This window comes from Pantoea allii (assembly GCF_002307475.1).
Taxonomy (GTDB): Bacteria; Pseudomonadota; Gammaproteobacteria; order Enterobacterales; family Enterobacteriaceae; genus Pantoea; species Pantoea allii.
On record NZ_NTMH01000031.1, the window covers coordinates 136,089 to 153,515 of the forward strand.

14 protein-coding genes and 1 pseudogene are annotated in these 17,427 nt (G+C 48.9%); 6 read left to right on the forward strand and 9 right to left on the reverse strand.

Features of this window, described 5'->3' with window-relative positions; genetic code table 11:
- Window positions 1–95 precede the first annotated feature (95 nt).
- A complete protein-coding gene (locus CMR03_RS11665) occupies window positions 96–989 on the forward strand; it encodes a LysR family transcriptional regulator (protein ID WP_096011630.1) in 894 nt (297 codons plus the stop codon).
- Between the two features lie 901 nt (window positions 990–1,890).
- Window positions 1,891–3,165, forward strand: coding sequence for a Glu/Leu/Phe/Val family dehydrogenase (locus CMR03_RS11670; RefSeq protein WP_063876950.1), 1,275 nt, complete (start codon window positions 1,891–1,893; stop codon window positions 3,163–3,165).
- 61 nt (window positions 3,166–3,226) lie between these two features.
- On the opposite strand, the gene CMR03_RS11675 is transcribed toward CMR03_RS11670, so the two are convergent.
- A complete protein-coding gene (locus CMR03_RS11675) occupies window positions 3,227–5,158 on the reverse strand; it encodes a methyl-accepting chemotaxis protein (protein ID WP_096011631.1) in 1,932 nt (643 codons plus the stop codon).
- Between the two features lie 159 nt (window positions 5,159–5,317).
- Here CMR03_RS11675 and CMR03_RS11680 point away from each other — a divergent pair, with 159 nt between their 5' ends.
- Entirely contained in the window at window positions 5,318–5,656 is a 339-nt protein-coding gene (locus CMR03_RS11680; RefSeq protein WP_096011632.1) for a cupin domain-containing protein, read from the forward strand.
- 339 nt (window positions 5,657–5,995) lie between these two features.
- Here the strand turns inward: CMR03_RS11680 and CMR03_RS11685 are convergent, their stop codons facing one another.
- The 4 genes and pseudogenes from CMR03_RS11685 to fhuE all read right to left on the reverse strand — a co-directional run bounded on the left by CMR03_RS11685 (window position 5,996) and on the right by fhuE (window position 10,241).
- On the reverse strand, window positions 5,996–6,322 hold the full coding sequence (locus tag CMR03_RS11685) for a YebG family protein (protein ID WP_063876952.1): 327 nt from the start codon (window positions 6,320–6,322) through the stop codon (window positions 5,996–5,998).
- A gap of 137 nt (window positions 6,323–6,459) precedes the next feature.
- Window positions 6,460–7,254 (reverse strand): SIR2 family protein, encoded by a 795-nt coding sequence (locus CMR03_RS11690; protein ID WP_063876953.1) that lies wholly within the window; start codon window positions 7,252–7,254, stop codon window positions 6,460–6,462.
- Window positions 7,251–7,811 (reverse strand): non-canonical purine NTP pyrophosphatase, encoded by a 561-nt coding sequence (locus CMR03_RS11695; RefSeq protein ID WP_063876954.1) that lies wholly within the window; start codon window positions 7,809–7,811, stop codon window positions 7,251–7,253. Before CMR03_RS11695 ends, CMR03_RS11690 begins: the two co-directional genes overlap by 4 nt.
- Before the next feature lie 217 nt (window positions 7,812–8,028).
- Window positions 8,029–10,241: pseudogene (fhuE, locus tag CMR03_RS11700) on the reverse strand (ferric-rhodotorulic acid/ferric-coprogen receptor FhuE).
- 1,177 nt (window positions 10,242–11,418) lie between these two features.
- Here fhuE and CMR03_RS11705 point away from each other — a divergent pair.
- Window positions 11,419–11,814 (forward strand): H-NS family histone-like protein, encoded by a 396-nt coding sequence (locus CMR03_RS11705; RefSeq protein ID WP_063876956.1) that lies wholly within the window; start codon window positions 11,419–11,421, stop codon window positions 11,812–11,814.
- Between the two features lie 59 nt (window positions 11,815–11,873).
- Here the strand turns inward: CMR03_RS11705 and CMR03_RS11710 are convergent, their stop codons facing one another.
- A complete protein-coding gene (locus tag CMR03_RS11710; RefSeq protein ID WP_208625022.1) occupies window positions 11,874–12,923 on the reverse strand; it encodes a tyrosine-type recombinase/integrase in 1,050 nt (349 codons plus the stop codon).
- 496 nt (window positions 12,924–13,419) lie between these two features.
- Window positions 13,420–13,716: a hypothetical protein gene (locus CMR03_RS11720; RefSeq protein WP_063876958.1), complete on the reverse strand. Its 297-nt coding sequence runs from the start codon at window positions 13,714–13,716 to the stop codon at window positions 13,420–13,422.
- 953 nt (window positions 13,717–14,669) lie between these two features.
- Between CMR03_RS11720 and CMR03_RS11730 the strand changes: the two genes are divergently transcribed.
- The gene (locus tag CMR03_RS11730; RefSeq protein ID WP_096011636.1) at window positions 14,670–14,912 is read left to right on the forward strand and encodes a ParD-like family protein; all 243 of its coding nucleotides are present in this window, start codon (window positions 14,670–14,672) and stop codon (window positions 14,910–14,912) included.
- Window positions 14,912–15,697, forward strand: a complete 786-nt coding sequence (gene map / locus CMR03_RS11735; protein ID WP_096011637.1) for a type I methionyl aminopeptidase — start codon at window positions 14,912–14,914, stop codon at window positions 15,695–15,697. The genes CMR03_RS11730 and map overlap by 1 nt, the downstream gene beginning before the upstream one ends.
- 112 nt (window positions 15,698–15,809) lie before the next feature.
- Here map and CMR03_RS11740 read toward each other — a convergent pair whose 3' ends face one another.
- A complete protein-coding gene (locus tag CMR03_RS11740) occupies window positions 15,810–16,868 on the reverse strand; it encodes a diguanylate cyclase (protein WP_096011638.1) in 1,059 nt (352 codons plus the stop codon).
- Window positions 16,869–17,072: 204 nt separating this feature from the next.
- Window positions 17,073–17,384, reverse strand: coding sequence for a hypothetical protein (locus tag CMR03_RS11745; RefSeq protein WP_096011639.1), 312 nt, complete (start codon window positions 17,382–17,384; stop codon window positions 17,073–17,075).
- Window positions 17,385–17,427: the final 43 nt, after the last annotated feature.

The following is a 17,427-nucleotide window of genomic DNA, read 5'->3' on the forward strand; positions in this document are numbered from 1 at the left end:
CATAGGTTAACTGTTAAGCCGTGTTAACATAATGGTGGCCCTGTTTGATGACAGAATCCAATAGCAAAACCTGTTAACTTTGAGACGTTTTTAATATGGAACTGCGCCACCTTCGTTATTTTGTTGCTGTCGCACAGACGCTGCATTTCACCCGCGCGGCCGAACTGCTTGGCATTTCGCAGCCACCGTTGAGCCAGCAAATTCAGCGACTGGAGCATGAAATCGGTACACCGCTGTTGAAACGGCTGACGCGCGGCGTGGAACTGACGGATGCAGGAAAAACGTTTTTGACGGATGCGATTGAAATCATTCAACTCGCCGATCATGCGCTGGAGAAGGCGAAAGGTGTTGCCCGGGGAATTAGCGGCAAAATGTCGCTGGGCTTTGCCAGTTCGGTGGCGTTTAATCCTCGCGTCTTTGAGATTATACGGCGGTTTAAAGGGCGTTATCCCGCGCTGGAATTAATGACACGGGAAGAGAATATGTCATTACTTATTCAGGATCTGCAGGAAGGATTACTGGACGCGGCCTTTATTCGTCTCCCCTGCGAAAGCAGTAAGCCCTTTAATTTACGCGTTATTTCTACCGAACGGATGGTGCTGGCCTTACCGGCGGCGCATCGCCTGCAGCAAAATCCCTGTATTGCCTTGAGTGAGCTGGCGCAGGAAACCTTAATTATTTTCCCGCGCGACGTTTCACCCAGCCTTTATGAGCTTATCGTCAGTGCCTGTTTACGCGCGGGTTTCACCCCTTCGTCTTTCCAGCAGGCGCCGCAAATCAGTTCTTCTCTTGGCATGGTGGGCGCAGGTTGCGGTATCGCGCTTATCCCGGAATCGATGGTTTGCGTTCAGAATCCACAGGTGTGCTTTCGCGAAATTGAAAATAATACCCTGTTCACAGATGTTGCTTTTGCATGGCGACGTAATCATACATCCAAAGCGGTCAACCACCTGTTGTCTCTGATGGCCGAGGGCGAAAAAACAGGCTGATGGAGGCGTTAACAGAGCGCCAGCTTGCTGGTTAACCATCCCTGAATACAGGCGGATAGCGTTGTCTTTATCCGTTTAAACATATTAGTGAACCCGGATGAAAACACCATTAGCAATATCACTCTGTTTTATCTTCCCGGTCGTTTTTGCGCATTGCGCAATTTTCAGCAGAGACGGTCGCGGGCATTCTTTTACGAAACATAAATTCCTACCGCTTTATTAAAAACGCAGGATGTGCAGGTCACACATTATTTAACGCATGAACAAAGAGTGCGCTGTGCGGGTATTTATGCCGGTTTGGTATGGATCGCTGCAAACAGGCTGAGGCACCGCGTAGTCTTCACTGCCGGCGTAAACCGTGCACAGCCAGGACAACGCCGCGCGTCAGCAAGATTCATTTTTAACGTTAAAACCTGTATTCCAGTTCAGGTAAAGAGAACCTTCGCCCTGTCCTGCGCTTAATGTAAAAGGGTGCGCTGGAGACTTAATTGAATAGATGACGGCGTAAAACAAATCACGTTGTGTTATTCATGCGCCTCTTCGCATTAGCGAAACAACGCTTCGCATTACTTTTATTTATGCACCTTACTGGTGCAACAAAGTCAATATCATTTGAAACAATTCCTTAACTTTTTGACCCTCTTCAAAGAACTGATAAATCGTCAAATTTTTAATTTATGCATTAATTATGCGTTCTTTATGCACAAAACAGCCGACCTTAAGGCAGGTAATGGGCGTTATTATTCACTCTTATTCACCAGGAATCGATATAGCATGGGGATAATCCCTGCCTGGTCGACATCAAATTTTTTCTGGTGGTGATAAATTATGTCGGCGCGCTCAAGCGCGTGTCGTTTCCACGGTTCAACACAATAAATAACTTCGATAAGAAAGGTTTTGTATGGATAAGTTATCTTACGCGTCTGACAGTAGTACTTCAGCCTGGTCCACCTACCTACAACAAATCGATCGCGTTGCGCCTTATTTAGGCGACCTCACTCGCTGGATTGACACTTTACGTCATCCTAAACGTGCATTAATCGTTGATATTCCTTTGCAAATGGATGACGGCTCTATTCGCCATTTTGAGGGTTATCGTGTTCAGCACAACCTGTCACGCGGTCCGGGCAAAGGCGGCATTCGCTATCATCCCGATGTCGATTTAAATGAAGTGATGGCCCTTTCAGCCTGGATGACCATCAAATGTGCCGCCGTCAATCTGCCCTATGGTGGCGCAAAAGGCGGCATTCGCGTTGATCCGTTCAAATTGTCTGAAGGCGAGCTTGAGCGATTAACACGCCGCTATACCAGTGAAATTGGCATCATCATTGGGCCACAGAAAGATATTCCGGCACCGGATGTGGGCACCAACGGTAAAGTCATGGCCTGGATGATGGACACCTATTCTATGAATCTCGGCACCACCGTGACCGGCGTGGTCACAGGCAAACCTATTCACCTGGGCGGCTCTCTGGGTCGTGAAAAAGCCACAGGTCGCGGTGTATTTGTCACAGGCCGTGAAGTAGCAGGCCGTGCAGGTATTCCAATTGAAGGCGCACGCGTTGCCGTACAGGGCTTTGGTAACGTAGGCAGTGAGGCCGCGCGGTTGTTCAGCCAGGCCGGTGCACGCGTGGTGGTGATTCAGGATCATACCGCTACGCTGTTCAATGCCGACGGTATTGATATGGATGCGCTGACGCAATGGCAGATTGAACACAAGCAGATTGCAGGCTTTACGGGCGCGCAAAGCATTGAGAAAGACGCCTTCTGGCACACGGAAATGGATATTCTGATTCCTGCCGCCCTTGAAGGTCAAATTACCCGTGAACGTGCGGAGATTCTGAGTTGTAAGCTGGTGCTTGAAGGCGCTAATGGCCCGACCTATCCGGACGCCGATGATGTTCTGGCCAACCGCGGTGTGATTGTGGTGCCCGACGTTATCTGTAACGCCGGTGGGGTAACCGTCAGTTACTTCGAATGGGTGCAGGATATGGCCAGCTTCTTCTGGAGCGAAGACGAAATTAACAAACGTTCAGACAAGATCATGACGGAAGCCATGGTTCACGTTTGGGAAAAAGCAAAAGAGAAGGACTGCTCTCTGCGTACCGCAGCCTATATCGTCGCCTGTGAACGTATTCTCATGGCACGTAAAGATCGCGGTATCTATCCAGGCTAATCCCCTCTAATAAAACAACCCGCAGCGCGCGGGTTGTTTTTATTTTCCGTTTTGCCCGATATCAACGGAACTGTTCTACCGTTTGCGCCAGCTGCTGGGCCTGGTCTTCAAGTGAACTGGCTGCCGCGGACATCTGCTGTACCAGTGCGGCGTTCTGCTGTGTCGTGCCGTCCATCTCGTTAACCGCGATCGTGACCTGACCGATACCGCGCGCCTGTTCATCTGAGGCCGACACAATCTCATCAATAATACTTTGCACAGAAGAGACAGCCTTCGTCATCTCGTGCATCGTTTTCCCCGCCTCGTTGACCAGTTTCACACCGCTTTGTACGCGAACGCTGGATTCTTCAATAAGGGCCGCGATATCTTTAACCGCGCTCGCACTGCGTTGCGCAAGATTACGAACCTCCGAGGCAACGACAGCAAATCCACGGCCCTGCTCGCCGGCACGCGCCGCCTCGACCGCCGCGTTGAGCGCAAGGATGTTAGTCTGGAAGGCAATGCTGTTGATCATGGTCGTAATATCACCAATCTTCTTCGAACTGTCATCGATCTGCGACATGGTTTGCACCACTTGCCCAACCAGCGTTTCACCCCGGCTGGCGATAGAGGTAGCATTTTCGGTCAGATTGGTGGCTTGCTGCGCATTGTCGGCGTTCAGCCGAACCGTTGCACTGATTTGCTCCATGCTGGCCGCGGTTTCTTCCAGGGCTGCCGCCTGTTGTTCGGTGCGCGATGCCAGATCGAGGTTACCACTGGCGATCTCGCTTGCACCTTCTCGTACCGATGCGCTGGCATCTTTAATCTGACCCACAATAGATTGCAGTTGACGTTGCATCGTATGCAGAGCATAAAACAGGCTGGCATTGTCGCCGGGTGCCACCGTGATGGCGTTACTCAGCTTACCGTCCGCAACGGCCAGCGCGATTCTGGCCGCTTCGGCTGGCTCACCGCCGAGCGGGCGCATCACTTTGCGATTGAACAATAACCCCAGGACAGCCCCAACCAGCAGAATGCTCACCAGCATCAGTCCGATGGCCCAGTAGCGTTGCCGATTCGCCGCCGCCATCACCTGACTGACCGGTGCCACAATGCCGACGTACCAGGGCTTATCGCTGTTACCCACCGTTACCGGGTACCAGGTGTACATGGCCTTCTCACCCAGCAACGGATCGTCATGCTCCACGATCTGTTGAGTGAAATTGTCTTTCTCACCTTTCCAGGCTTTACCAGCCTCATCTTTATCTGGTGAGGAAACCACTTTACCGCTATTAGAAAGCAGTAACGCATAGCCAGTACCCTGCCACGGCTTAATCTGATTCACTTTCTTTTGTAACGAGGCCAGGGATATATCGGAAGTAACGACCGCGTAGAGTTTGCCCTGATCGATAATGGGCGAGGCCACCGAGGTCAACAACGTCGGCACGCCGTTATAGGCATAACTGTAGGGTTCAATCAGCGTGTCTTTCTTTGTCTGCTGCGGCACCAGATAATAATCGCCCTGGCCCGGCGTCAAAAAAGAAAGTAACGGATGCATAGAATAATTACCGGACTGATCGCGGTCGACAAACCAGGCATATCGCCCCTGAGGCGCCTGCCCTTTCTGAGTGGCAAAATCTGCGTCCCGACCATCAAAAGCATTGGGTTCAAAAATAACGGACATGGAGAGATAGTCAGGGTTGGCCCTGAGTGTATATTCCATGATTTTGTCGGCAATTTTACGATCGTTAACGCCCGCTTTCGGTAATGCGATAAGGCTTTGCCCTAAGCTGTGCGCCATATTAAGGGCATAACTCAGCTCTTGCTGAATTTGCAGTCCACGACTTTGCGCAATCTGCTGCAGATATTTTTCCGCCAGCGTTTTTTGTTCTTTCGCCGACTGCCAGCTCAGAACACCAATTGTGACGGTAAATCCAAGCGTGATGGTTAAGCCGCCCGCCAGCAGCATCTGCGTGCGGGTACTCATCGTTTTTTTTACGGGTTGAGTGGTCATACTGATTCCCCTGGAATATACCGGCTAAATTGACCACCCTGTCAGATACAATCTGTCGTGTCCCTGGAAGAACTATCGGCGTGTCATAAATGAACTTTAATAAGATTGATGCATACCCGCGCCGGATCACATAGCCCGTCGAACGTAACGTGAGGAAGTATGATTTCAAAAGACAACGCGGAACATTATGTGTGGGGAAATAACTGTGATGGCTGGCATTTTGTGAAAAGCCAGGATCTGAGCATTATTTATGAGCATATGCCGCCCGCCACCTCTGAAACACGGCACGTTCACAGCCGCGCCCGTCAGTTCTTTTTTATCCTTGAGGGCCAGCTGACGATGGAAATTGAGGGCGTTGTACATTGCCTGCAGGCTCAGCAGGGGATTGAAATTCCGCCGGGAGCCCGTCACCAGGCACGAAACGACAGCAGTGACAGCGTCACTTTTTTAGTCATCTCCCAGCCTACCACGCGAGGCGATCGCACAGATTTAACCTGAGTTACTGACGGGAAATGCGCATCAATCCATTACTAATATCGATAGTATTGATGTGAAACAATACCGCATCAGGAATAATATGTCAGTTTATGTCACCCCTTTGACAGGACATACCTGAACCGGAAATTCACCATGCTTAACAAACCAGGCAGGTTTCATGGCTATGCGCTTTGCCTGACGTGCATTGCCAGATATCTTCATCACTATGCTTTTGCCGTGACGCACTTGATACGCTAATGACTGACATACAAAACATTTTTGCGGAAGTGAGTTACGAATGATATCAGAACGCGAGAGACGTAAAGCGGTACGCTGGAAGCTGACTTCCAGCGTAAAGGATCAGGCGGCTTTAACGGCACGCACCTTTTTGTCGTTTTGAGCAGGAGAATCAGCATCCGCAACATCCGTTGCGCTGTCGACCGTTACGGACTCGGGTAACTTACTGGTGCGAAGGATATGTTGCACCGCCTCTTTTTGTTCTGCCAGCAACAAGCCTAATGATTCAGCCTGCGATTCGTCCATATCAGCCTGATGCGTCAGCAGCCAGTCGGTGAAGGCTTCCGCCATATCCAGCATCTTGTCGTAGGCATCAGCCTCTTTTTTATTGGCAAATGTCATCTTCTCTTCACCTTTTCTGACCACTACAAATTTTGTTTCGACAGCCATAGTTTTTGCCCTCAGGTACTGTGTATTTATACAGTCTATCACAGTAGTCCGCGTTTTCCAGAGAAGAATAAACACAACCGCTAAGACGGAGGTCGTCCGCCGTTTTTACCGCGCACCGGTTGAACTGGTCTCGGTTATCAAGCCAGTAGCTCTTCCATAAAGTCAGCCAGGGCTTTGCGGGGATCGTCCTCTTCTGACACGATCATTTCGATGCCCCACTGACCCAAGACCTCTTTTGCCACCGGGTTATTGCGATTAGTAAAGAGGTAGGACTTAGGGCGTGCGGTGGCCAGCCCAGTGCGTCCCCACATTTTCGTCAGGCGATAAAACAACAGACGAATATTAAAATCACTGATGCTGTAACCCACAAATAATACGGAATTGCCCATCACATCATGCGTCAGCTTGATATCCAGTGGCGAATCAAAGTAGAGGCGCTCAAAATAGCTACTTTCATCTAAAACAATGGAGGTATCGTCGTCGAAATCACCATGAAGTTTGATGATATGGCGCTTATCTTCCGTTAATGAGACCAAGTCAGCCGCGTTAGCCACTTTAAAATAGGGTACGCCGTGCGCCTCGTGCGCAGCCTCTAACCACCGGTCATAGTTGGTGGTATAAATACGGGAGAAATTGCCCTGAGTAATCATGGTATGAATTTCAGAGCTACGGACATCGATATCCGGCCGATGCCATTCGCGGTCCATCCAACTTCTTAACGGGCCAAGCGATCCTTTTTTCTGCTTGTAGTACTCCGCCAGAGAGAGATGCGTCCCATAGGTATTAAAAATCTTGGGATCGTAACCCAGCTCGTTAGCCAGATGGGCGATGAGTTCATGCCATTCCGGCAGGCCGAGATTGCGGGAAAGGCCCGCACCGGCAAACAGTATCAGCTTACCGGAATCATAAGCCCGTTTTAGTTCAGGTTTCATGCCACGCCTCGTGCGGTTTTCAGGAAGGACGCGAAGCGGTCCAGCGCAATGCGACGGTTTGAAATTTCGTTTTTCTTGTCGCCCATCTCAGCAAAGGTTTGGTCGTAACCTTCGGGGATAAAGACGCAATCCCACTGAAATCCCCGGGGACCCGCAGGCTTTGGCGCTATCGTCCCACGCAATTCACCGTAAAACTGATACATTTTGCGCCCATCACAATAGCCAAGTACCGTTTTGGCCGTGACACCCTGGCTGTCCAGCCCGTTAACCAGGGAGGCAAAACGGTCGGCATCCAGTCGGTTCCAGAAAATACGCGTCAGACCGGCTGGCAGGCCATTCAGACCATCCAGATAAAGCCCGGTATGCTCTACGAAAAGAGGACGTCCTATAATAGAAAAAGCTTTGGTCAGCTTATCGCGGACTAAATCCAGCTCGTTCTCCGTTTGAATTTCTTCTATGCGACGTGCGATCGGTAATACTTCTACGCCCACTGGCTCCAGTATTCCGCGAACCTCTGCCAGTTTTTGTTCATTGGCCGAAAGGAATCTGATTTTCATACTTCTTCCAGGTTAATTAGTTTGCCTCAAACAGCACCATGATAGCGGCAGAACACAGGGTTAACGCTGGTCAGTGTAGCGCAAATCCGGGGCTTTCTGACGTGAAGATTGCATCAAAACGTGATGGATCATGGATTTGCAGTTGGCAGAGGCGAGCAAAACACTGATTGCTGAAAGCGCCTCGCATGAGGCGCGTATTGAAGAGACTGTAGACTGTTCAGAAGCGATAGCTGGCGGTAACAGACACGTTACGGGGTTCGCCGTAAACGATGTCTCCCGCAACGTTGGTGTCATAGGTTTTATCAAAAAGGTTATTGATGTTGCCCTGGACAGCAAAATTTTTAGTGACCTGATAGCGGCTGAACACATTCACTAAGGCATAACTCCCCTGCTCTGCACGCCATGTCCCCTTGCCTTCTGGTGCGGAGTTATCACTCCAGACATGGGTTTGCCATTTCACACCGCCGCCTACCGTCAGGTCAGGCAGCATGGATAAACGGTAGCTTGTAAAGACGCTCAACTGCGTTCGTGGCAGATCGGGCTTTAACGCCGTGCCCTCTCGCTGTTCTGCAATATAACGGGTGCCACCCAATGTCATTTGCCAGTTATCGGTTATTGCGCCATTAATTTCAAACTCGACCCCGCGGCTGACCGTGCCATTTTTACCTTCATAAGCTGACTCAGTGGTGCCCGGAATAATACGTCCCGTTGTTTGCGCGACATTATCCAGCTCGGCACGAAACACCGATAACGACGTCGTTAAACGGCTGTCGAACCAGTCAGATTTGACGCCCGCTTCGTAATTTTTACCCATAACCGGTGCCAGATAGGCGCCTGAGATATCACGATAGGATTGTGGTTGAAACACAGAGGTGTAGCTGGCGTACGTTGACCAGTTCTCATCAATGTCATAAATCAAACCGGCATAAGGCGTGATATTTTTTTTTCCATATCATTGGTCAGGGTGTTTTTGCTCCAACGGGTATAACGCGCGCCCAGTATCAGATTTAGCGGATCGGCGACTGAAATACGTGTCGCAAGGTAACCTGAAGTTTGGCGGGTAATATCCTGTTGGGATAGCGTGCGTGGCTCCCAGTCCGTTTCCGGGAACTGACCATCAAAGAGATTGAAGTCACCTAATTCCGCTGAAGAGATATTGGCAAAGGTACCGTAATAGGTGTTTTTCTGCCTGCTGTAGCTGACACCCAGCATTAATTCGTGGTTACGTCCGAAGAGTTGATAAGGGCCACTGGCAAAGGTGTCGACGGCATCGACTTTACGTTTTGCCGAATTATATCCCGTGCCGCCTACGACAGGATAATCCGCATAAGGCGAAACGCCTGCGCCGGTATTTTTGTCGAAATAGCCAGCGATATACATCATTTTACTGTTAAGCGTGGACTGGTCGTGCGTTCCGTTTAATGTCCATTGCCAGCCGCTGTCAAAGGTGTGTTTCAGCCGGGCAAAGAGCTTTCTGCTCTCTTTATCGTTATAAGTCCAGTCAGGCGCGGTATTAAAGCCGCGACGGTAATCAGTTTTTGTACCATCGGTATACCAGCGAGGCAGTCCGCCCCACATTGGGCTGTCAGTATTGAGTTGCTGAAATTCATAGCCCGCAGAAACGGTGGTGGTATTATTCAGGTCCGCATCGATCACGCCATAGATAAATTTCTTTTCCGCGCCATACCGCTCAACAAAACTGTTATTGTCCTGGTAACCCGCAATCACTCTGCCCCGCACATTGCCTGACGCTGTCAGCGGTGACTGTACGTCCATGACGTAACGCTGCTTATTCCTGCTGCCGAAACTGGAAGACACCTCTCCCTCTGGCTGACGGCTGTCAGCATGTTTACGCACCATATTAACGGCCGCTGAAGGATTGCCTGCCCCGGTCAATAACCCGTTTGCGCCCCTGACCACTTCAATATGTTCGTACAGTGCGCTATCGGTTTGTGCATCGCCCAGATTCCAGCGCTCTTCAAATACGGTGGGAATACCGTCAATCAGATAATTATCGATTAAAAACCCGCGAGAATAATAGGTCTTGCGATCCATATCCGCGGTGCTGGTCTGAATGGCTGTCGTATTATCCAGAACGTCATTCAGTGACTGGAGCTGTTGGTCCTTCATCCGCTGCTCACTGATAATGCTGACGGATTGGGGGATATCACGTACCGTCGAAAGCAATTTATTGCCCGCCCGGGTTACCGGAACGCTGTAATCCGACGCTGTGTTTTCGACGACAGGGGGTTCAGCAGCCGTGACGATGAGTGTTTGGTTATTCACTGCCGAAACAGGCGCTGTCGTTGCAAACACGTTGTGTGACACGATCCCAGTAATTAACGTCGTCAAAAGTGAATAGCGAGAGGGAACCAGAGGGAAAATCGACTGCAGGCGATCCCGTTGAACATGAAGTGTACTCAAAAGCATTGTAAACGCCTCGTTTTCGTTTTTTATTTGCCACTGCAGCGAATCAGTCCCCAAAAACTGCCGCACAGCCTGAGCATTATGAATAAGTCAAAAGCCATCAAACACAAAAGCAAATGAGAAATATACGCATTTAGATTATCATTGCAAGTTATTGTTAATATTTATAAGTAATGATTCCAGAAAAGCTGAAAGGAGTACGGCATTGATAACGCGGAAGTTTTGCTGAAAGATGAGGTGTAGGGTCACCAGACAAAGGCCACAACAACACAGGCGTTTTTAAAAGGCTGGTAATTTATTGTACGGCGAGTGATGTCATCTTATGAATAAAATGATTGCCGGGTTCCACTCCTGTTTTGATTTCAGTCCCCCGGAGAATGCCTGGGTAAATGCCAGGAAAAATCCCATCGGGTTTCCGCTGCGATATAGGTATAACGTTATCTAAAGCGGTTATTAGTGATTGAATTTTTATTCTGTCTTAACCTTATTGGCGCTTCGCTTATGATTTAGCTCGCCATACTTATGGCTGTGATACAGTGTGATTAACTGTCAGGCCAGCATAAGACGTCATGTATGTCACGTTTGACGCCTCTGTTAGGCACAAAAAATGTATTGATATTGGGTTCCGGCTGGATGAGACGTTTATACCTCGTTCAAAAAAAAGCCGCGATAAAAGAGCCAATGGGCTAAGCCAATTTGAAGCAGATTCCAACATGAATATCAGGGTTTACTTATGACAAATGTCGCTGTCAGCGACAGGCATTTTGGTGCATTCTGACGATGCGAATGTTTTTCTATTAAATGGCAGATATTATTCACTATACGTTATCATTTTTCTGCGGCGCCGATGAAACCCGTTATCTTAAGGGATCTGCACTACTACTGGCAGAGGCAAGATAGCTTTAGGTTATGATTTAATTGATTTTTCTATTTATAAATAAAGTTTATAATACGTCTTGCGCAGAAGATGCTCACTCCTGAGCATGGCTGTGCTGCCTAAATAGGGTTTATAACATCAATGTTTTTTTAATACGTTATGTCTGCTTGCGCCCCAAAGAAGTGGTAATAATCCTAACAGTAACAAATTTGTACATTTCAGACTGAAGAGATATTTCCTTCCTGGAATATTTTTCGTAGAATGACCCTGTTTAAATATTCGCTGTAATTTAAGGATTAATCAATGGATGCGCTCAAAGCATTAAATAACCTTCGTATTTTACGCGCACAAGCCCGGGAAATTGAGCTTGATGTGTTAAATGAGATGCTCGAAAAGCTTTCTGTCGTTGTCGCTGAACGTCGTGAAGAAGAAGAAGCCGAGCAAGCCCTGCAGCGTGAAAAAGCAGACAAGCTGGCTAAGTATAAAGAAATGCTGATGAATGACGGCATTGATATTTCTGAGCTGGTGGATTTGCCAACAGAAACGAAAACAAAAGCTAAACGTGCACCACGTCCGGCTAAATACCAATATACCGATGAAAACGGTGAAACTAAATCATGGACAGGTCAGGGTCGTACACCATCGCCAATTAAAAAGGCGCTGGATGCAGGCGGTTCTCTTGATGACTTCCTGATCTGATAAAAAAAGCGGTGTTGATAACAACACCGCTTTTTATTGGAAACCGTATCAATCATGCTTTACGGGCTCATAGTCATAACAGATGAGCCGTCTAATTTTAGCGGTTCGCCCTCAAAACGATGACGTAAACAATGGTAATCATCACTGTTTATAATTAATTCTAACGATGCCGAATAGTTGTCCAGCGCAGCCCGCATTTGCACAAGATAGTCGTGAGTATCGTAAACCCGGTCTATCCCTTCTAACGCATGATTCATAATTTTTCTTGCCACGTCGTTGGGCGTATCCAGCGCAGATAATTTCGAACGTGCCGTTCGACGTAAATCTCGTGGCGTAAAGTGTTCCAGCCCCAACCCACGCGGTGCGCGCAGCATACGGCGCAAAGCCTGATTTAACGCGCCTTTAGACAGCGGCTGCATCACATCGCGCGGTGCCGGCACCAGCCAGGGCGAAGCGGGATCGCTGGCATTGAGTAATGATTCGATGCAGAGTCGCATTAATGCCGAGACGGGCAAAGTATGTTCGCGATGAGACTTATTACGCGTTCCCTGTTTCCAGAGCCCTGACTGCAAATTGAATTCTGACTTGCGTGCCTGGACGATTTCATCAGGACGTCGCGCACTGACAAGGCAAAGGCGCAGTGCCCACCGTGCCTGCTCAGAAAGCGCCCAGTTGTCCAGACCATGCCAGAACACCCAGATCTCCGCATCCGACAACTGCCGGCTTCGCGGCGGCGCAGCGCGACCGGCAATATCGCGTTTCTTCATTGACGCAACGGGAGAATGTTCAAGATAACCCTGCATTTCAGCCCAGGATAAAAACTGTTTCGTTAGAGCAAAGACCCGGCGCGCCTCTTCTTTTTTACCCTCTGAAATCAGTATGTTATACAAACGATTTAGCCGCAGCCGCGTCAGATCTTTTAACGGCAGCGCACCGATATTGGGCAATACATGTCTGAGCAGGGAGGACACCGCAATTTCGGGACGACGACGCGTCACAAGTAATGACAGTTTTACCCACACTTTCATGACCTGCTCAACTGTGCCTTCATCACCAAAGTTATCTACCTCAGGTAACGAAGCACTTCTGACCTGATTAAGCCACGCCATGACGTGATGCCCGACATGGGGCGAAACGGTTTTTGTGCGGATTTCTGTCACTGCCCTTCCCTGATGATAAAGCTGAAACGCGGATTCTACTCTTCAGATGATTGTGACTCCAGACCTATTAAGTCTGGAGTCACAATGATGCCGCTACGCGGATTCTGATAAAAATGCATGGGATATTTTGCGCTGCTGATATAAGCCCTGAATGGCAACAGCGGATCAACGCTGACAAGATAGAAGGAAACGAAAAAATGCCCGTTAAATACTGAACACATACGCACATACCACGCCTGTTAGATGCGCAGACGTCATCATCACCGCGTTTTATGATGATCTGTTCTTAAATGCGGTTTTGCATTCTCAGTTATGACGCTGAGTGCCAAACTGTGGAGACGCTGGCGAGGTCAGAAAAGATCTTGCGCTCTGTTTGACCTGAACAGCAATGCTCAACGGTAAATGTCGTTTAAACAACAAAGCGAACCGATAATCCAGGACGCCATCAGGCACCATGACTTTTACGCCACTCCTCCACCATTTCCCGGGACACGTCTTTTTTATAACAGAGGGGAGAATAGCCGCCCGGCTTGCTCCATGCGCTACGCTTGCCACAACTGCTACCGTTGCGCGCTGAATTAAACGGGCACGCGCAAACACCGGGATAGGACGCGATTGAATCCTCAATAATCAGCTGACGAATTTGGTCATCCGTCTGCCGGAGAGCCTTTGCGACAGAACTCTCGGCCCACAGTAAACTCATCACCATAAGGCATGAGGTAAAAATGAAATGTTTTTTCATCACATCCCTCCTGAATTAAGAGGCATAGCGTAAATCAATATGTGAATCCGCAATCGTTCGAACAAAGTAAAAATTCATGCTTCTGTCAGAAGACTTGATATCTCCCTAAAAGGACGTCAACTTTTACTAAATGTGTAGTTAAACACTCTGCCATTTTTTGTCTGCACTGTGAGTGTTTCACCTGCAGAGGTATCCAGCACTCTGGCTTTGCTGTATTTCCACATCAGTAACTGCTGCCCATTGGGGTAAGGTGTTTCCGTATCAGGCGGGCCAAACATCGCGATCAGTTCCGCACGTGTTGTCTGACCTGGCCTGATATTCTGAACGGTGGCTGTATCAAAATTATGTCCCACTGAGTTAGAGCATGCTGTTAACGCGAACATCAGGCCTGTGATGAAGAATGCTCTCATAACGTTGTTCCCGGTAATTACGAAGTAAGAAGTGGATAAGCGTGACCGTTTCATCATGCCGTTTTATGCGGTTCAGGCACCTTCGTGCCCGTCATTAAAATATCATCATCTGCCTTTAAACATCTCACCTATCGTAATCATCCTGACTAATCTGAACCGCTTCTTTTTTAACTGATGTGCCGAGTGAAGGCGGATTCTCAGGAGTCGGCCCATTGCTGAAAAGACGGTTACCGTTATCCAGCACTGACCTGGCCGAATCAGACAGTATGGCCAGCGGTGATAAAAAATTTAGCCTTCACGGATAACCTTTGTACCGCCGACATAATGCACTCAGCGTCTCTGTTGCCGATTTTCAGATGTAGAGTATGGTTCAGGATCTGCCAGAGGGCTTAAAAATCGCAATCTGGAAAACGGGCCTGACACAGGTGCGCTGGCGGATGAATGTTACTGAAACGTTCGGACCCGCTGTGATTTTTTTCTTTAACTCTCCCTTCATAACGCGTAGCCTGTATACAAAACGTATATATTCCATATAGGCTTCGCATGGGCATTGTCAAAATATCCGATCTGATGCATGAAAACCTGCGCCTCGCCAGCCAGGCGATGAGCCGCTCGATCAACGCTCAGGCTGAGCACTGGTTAAAACTCGGTATGTTGGCCGAGCTGTATCCTCAACTGACACAACATGAGCTGGCTCAAACGTTGATCCGTATCGAAATGAACGGCGGCGCGGATATTCGCCAGGTGCTACATAACGCCGATTTAACCTCACAAGGAGAAGTGTAATGGGGACCGTTAAGATCCATTCCGCAGAAGAAATTGAAAAAGCACGCGCTGCCGGACATGCTGCAGCCCAGGTACTGGCAATGATTACCCCGCATGTGCGCCCGGGAATCACGACTGAACAACTGGACGATATCTGTCACGATTTTATCGTGAATGAACTTAAGGTTACGCCAGCCAACATCGGCTATCACGGTTACACGCGCACAACCTGCACCTCTGTGAATCATGTGGTTTGCCACGGTATCCCTGCTGCCAAAAAATTAAAAGACGGCGATATTGTGAATATCGACGTAGCCGTTATTAAAGATGGCTGGTATGGCGATACGAGCCGAATGTATTTTGTTGGCACACCGTCCGTACGCGCCCAACGCCTGGTCGATATTACTTATCAGTCCCTGGTCGCGGGCATTAAAACGGTGAAGCCTGGTGCGACACTGGGTGATATTGGTGCCGCCATTCAGCGCCTTGCTGAAAACGCCGGCTTTTCGGTGGTGCGGGAATATTGTGGTCATGGCGTGGGCGAGATTTATCATACTGATCCACAGGTTCTTCATTATGGTACCCCTGGCGAAGGGATGCCGTTGAAGGCAGGGATGATTTTCACCATCGAGCCCATGATCAACGCAGGCAAAGCCGGCACCAGCGTCCTCTCTGATGGCTGGACTGTGGTCACGAAAGACCGATCGCTTTCAGCCCAGTGGGAGCATACGGTGGCGGTGACTGAGACAGGGTTTGATTTGCTTACGCCCTGGCCTGAAGGCACTGGCGACTATCCTGCAATCTGATAGCAAAAGCCGCCTTAAGATAAGGCGGCGTTAATTTCTGGCTGATTACAGTATCGGTATGCTGATGTTAAACCAGTAAAAAAGCGCCCGTGCTACACCGCTTCATATAACCTCAGATCTGCCATAATTTCAGATCATTACGCCCCGATCGCTTAACCTCATACAGGGCTTCATCAGCGCGTCGCAGCCATTCATGTATAGAGCTGGCTTTTGCCGCACAGGCAATACCAATGCTGACTGAACATCTGAACTCTGCAGAAGCAGGCAAGCGTAATTGCGCAATGTTTCGTTGAATGGTTTCGGCCAGCCTGACGATGTTAACGTCATTTGAGTCACGTACGATCACGCCCAGTTCATCGCCACCAAAGCGCGCCGGGATATCTTTCATGCCTACGCTGTCACGCAGCAACCCGGAAATTTCAGCCAATAGAAAATCCCCTGCTTCATGACCAAAGGTATCGTTGACGTTCTTGAAATGGTCGACATCAATAAGTATCAGGTATGCCTTGCTGTCTCCACGCCGGGTGCGCAGGAATTCACTTTCAAGCCGCCGTTCAAACAGGCGTCGGTTAGGGATTTGCAAACTGGGGTCCATCAAGGCGATCCTTTCCAGCTCCCGGTTCTTCTGGCGCAGATTAAACGTCAGATTATGGGATACCACGCTTAGCGCCAACAGATAAAACGTGGCCAGCGGTATCGTAAGCCATGCCGAACGGATGCTAAATTCCATCAAAACCGGCGCGCCCTCTATTGTCCATACCATGATAAAGGCAAACAGAAACGCCTGCAGTGCAGAGAGAAGTTGTGGCCAGCCTCCGGCGGCATAACGGTCGGAGACCAGTACCGCCATAATGACAAAGGATGGCATCGGGCTCACGGCCATGAGTGCTACCCAAATACCGCCGAAGGCGGCATCGAGCGTTAAATTGGTTCGCTCTCTGGCGGTTGAATCACGTGATGTAATGGCAAGACAATATGCCAGGCAGGGCCAGATAATAACGTTACTAATCAGTAAGACCAAAATGGCGGGTTTTTTGCCCAGCTCCATCAAAACGGATGCAACCGGCAAAGCGCATAAAATCGTGCCAAGTTGGCGCATGGCGAACATGCGACGGACAAATCGCGTGGATCGCATCTTAAGATGATGATCTTCGGGGGAGTAATAAGTCATTCGCAAGCGTAATTGACGGTATATTCAGCGCAGTTTATCCATAAAAAATGTAAACCGCATAAATTTTTAAGCGTTTTACCGCTTTATTTATTATTGTTTTTACTCTGCTTGATCCTGATTTTGTACAGGCAGTTTAGTGAGAGTGGCATAAGCCCAACGATAAACAGAATTATATCGTCAGGCGTCAGCATCATTATTCTGTCGTTATCTTCTGCGGCCTTTTGCGACTGAAGCAGACCAGTTAAAGTCGCTAACTTCACTCGCGGCCATTGATGAAGGTTTCTTTTTCCTGACCGGTTTTTTGCTCTCTTTTTCTGCTTTTAACTTTTCATTAAGCAGTTTATCGGCCATCACCTGCTGGCGGGCTTCAGTGTTAAGCTCTTTTTCTTTTTTGCTGTCAGGCTCTTTGCCGGTGCGTTGACGGTGCTTTTCCATCAGATTTTGAAGGGCTTCGTTAACGGCAAGTCGCTCTTCATCACTGAACTGATCGATGGAAATCATCTTCTTGTCATTCATAATCGCTTTCCTCGTGGTAAGTTCACTAGCAGTGTACATCATG

Excerpts from the sequence above, each read along its gene's own strand:
- CMR03_RS11665 (WP_096011630.1), top strand. The coding sequence starts at position 96 with ATGGAACTGCGCCACCTTCGTTATTTTGTTGCTGTCGCACAGACGCTG.
- CMR03_RS11670 (WP_063876950.1), top strand. The coding sequence starts at position 1,891 with ATGGATAAGTTATCTTACGCGTCTGACAGTAGTACTTCAGCCTGGTCC.
- CMR03_RS11675 (WP_096011631.1), bottom strand. The coding sequence starts at position 5,158 with ATGACCACTCAACCCGTAAAAAAAACGATGAGTACCCGCACGCAGATG.
- CMR03_RS11680 (WP_096011632.1), top strand. The coding sequence starts at position 5,318 with ATGATTTCAAAAGACAACGCGGAACATTATGTGTGGGGAAATAACTGT.
- CMR03_RS11685 (WP_063876952.1), bottom strand. The coding sequence starts at position 6,322 with ATGGCTGTCGAAACAAAATTTGTAGTGGTCAGAAAAGGTGAAGAGAAG.
- CMR03_RS11690 (WP_063876953.1), bottom strand. The coding sequence starts at position 7,254 with ATGAAACCTGAACTAAAACGGGCTTATGATTCCGGTAAGCTGATACTG.
- CMR03_RS11695 (WP_063876954.1), bottom strand. The coding sequence starts at position 7,811 with ATGAAAATCAGATTCCTTTCGGCCAATGAACAAAAACTGGCAGAGGTT.
- CMR03_RS11705 (WP_063876956.1), top strand. The coding sequence starts at position 11,419 with ATGGATGCGCTCAAAGCATTAAATAACCTTCGTATTTTACGCGCACAA.
- CMR03_RS11710 (WP_208625022.1), bottom strand. The coding sequence starts at position 12,923 with ATGGCGTGGCTTAATCAGGTCAGAAGTGCTTCGTTACCTGAGGTAGAT.
- CMR03_RS11720 (WP_063876958.1), bottom strand. The coding sequence starts at position 13,716 with ATGAAAAAACATTTCATTTTTACCTCATGCCTTATGGTGATGAGTTTA.
- CMR03_RS11730 (WP_096011636.1), top strand. The coding sequence starts at position 14,670 with ATGGGCATTGTCAAAATATCCGATCTGATGCATGAAAACCTGCGCCTC.
- map (WP_096011637.1), top strand. The coding sequence starts at position 14,912 with ATGGGGACCGTTAAGATCCATTCCGCAGAAGAAATTGAAAAAGCACGC.
- CMR03_RS11740 (WP_096011638.1), bottom strand. The coding sequence starts at position 16,868 with ATGACTTATTACTCCCCCGAAGATCATCATCTTAAGATGCGATCCACG.
- CMR03_RS11745 (WP_096011639.1), bottom strand. The coding sequence starts at position 17,384 with ATGAATGACAAGAAGATGATTTCCATCGATCAGTTCAGTGATGAAGAG.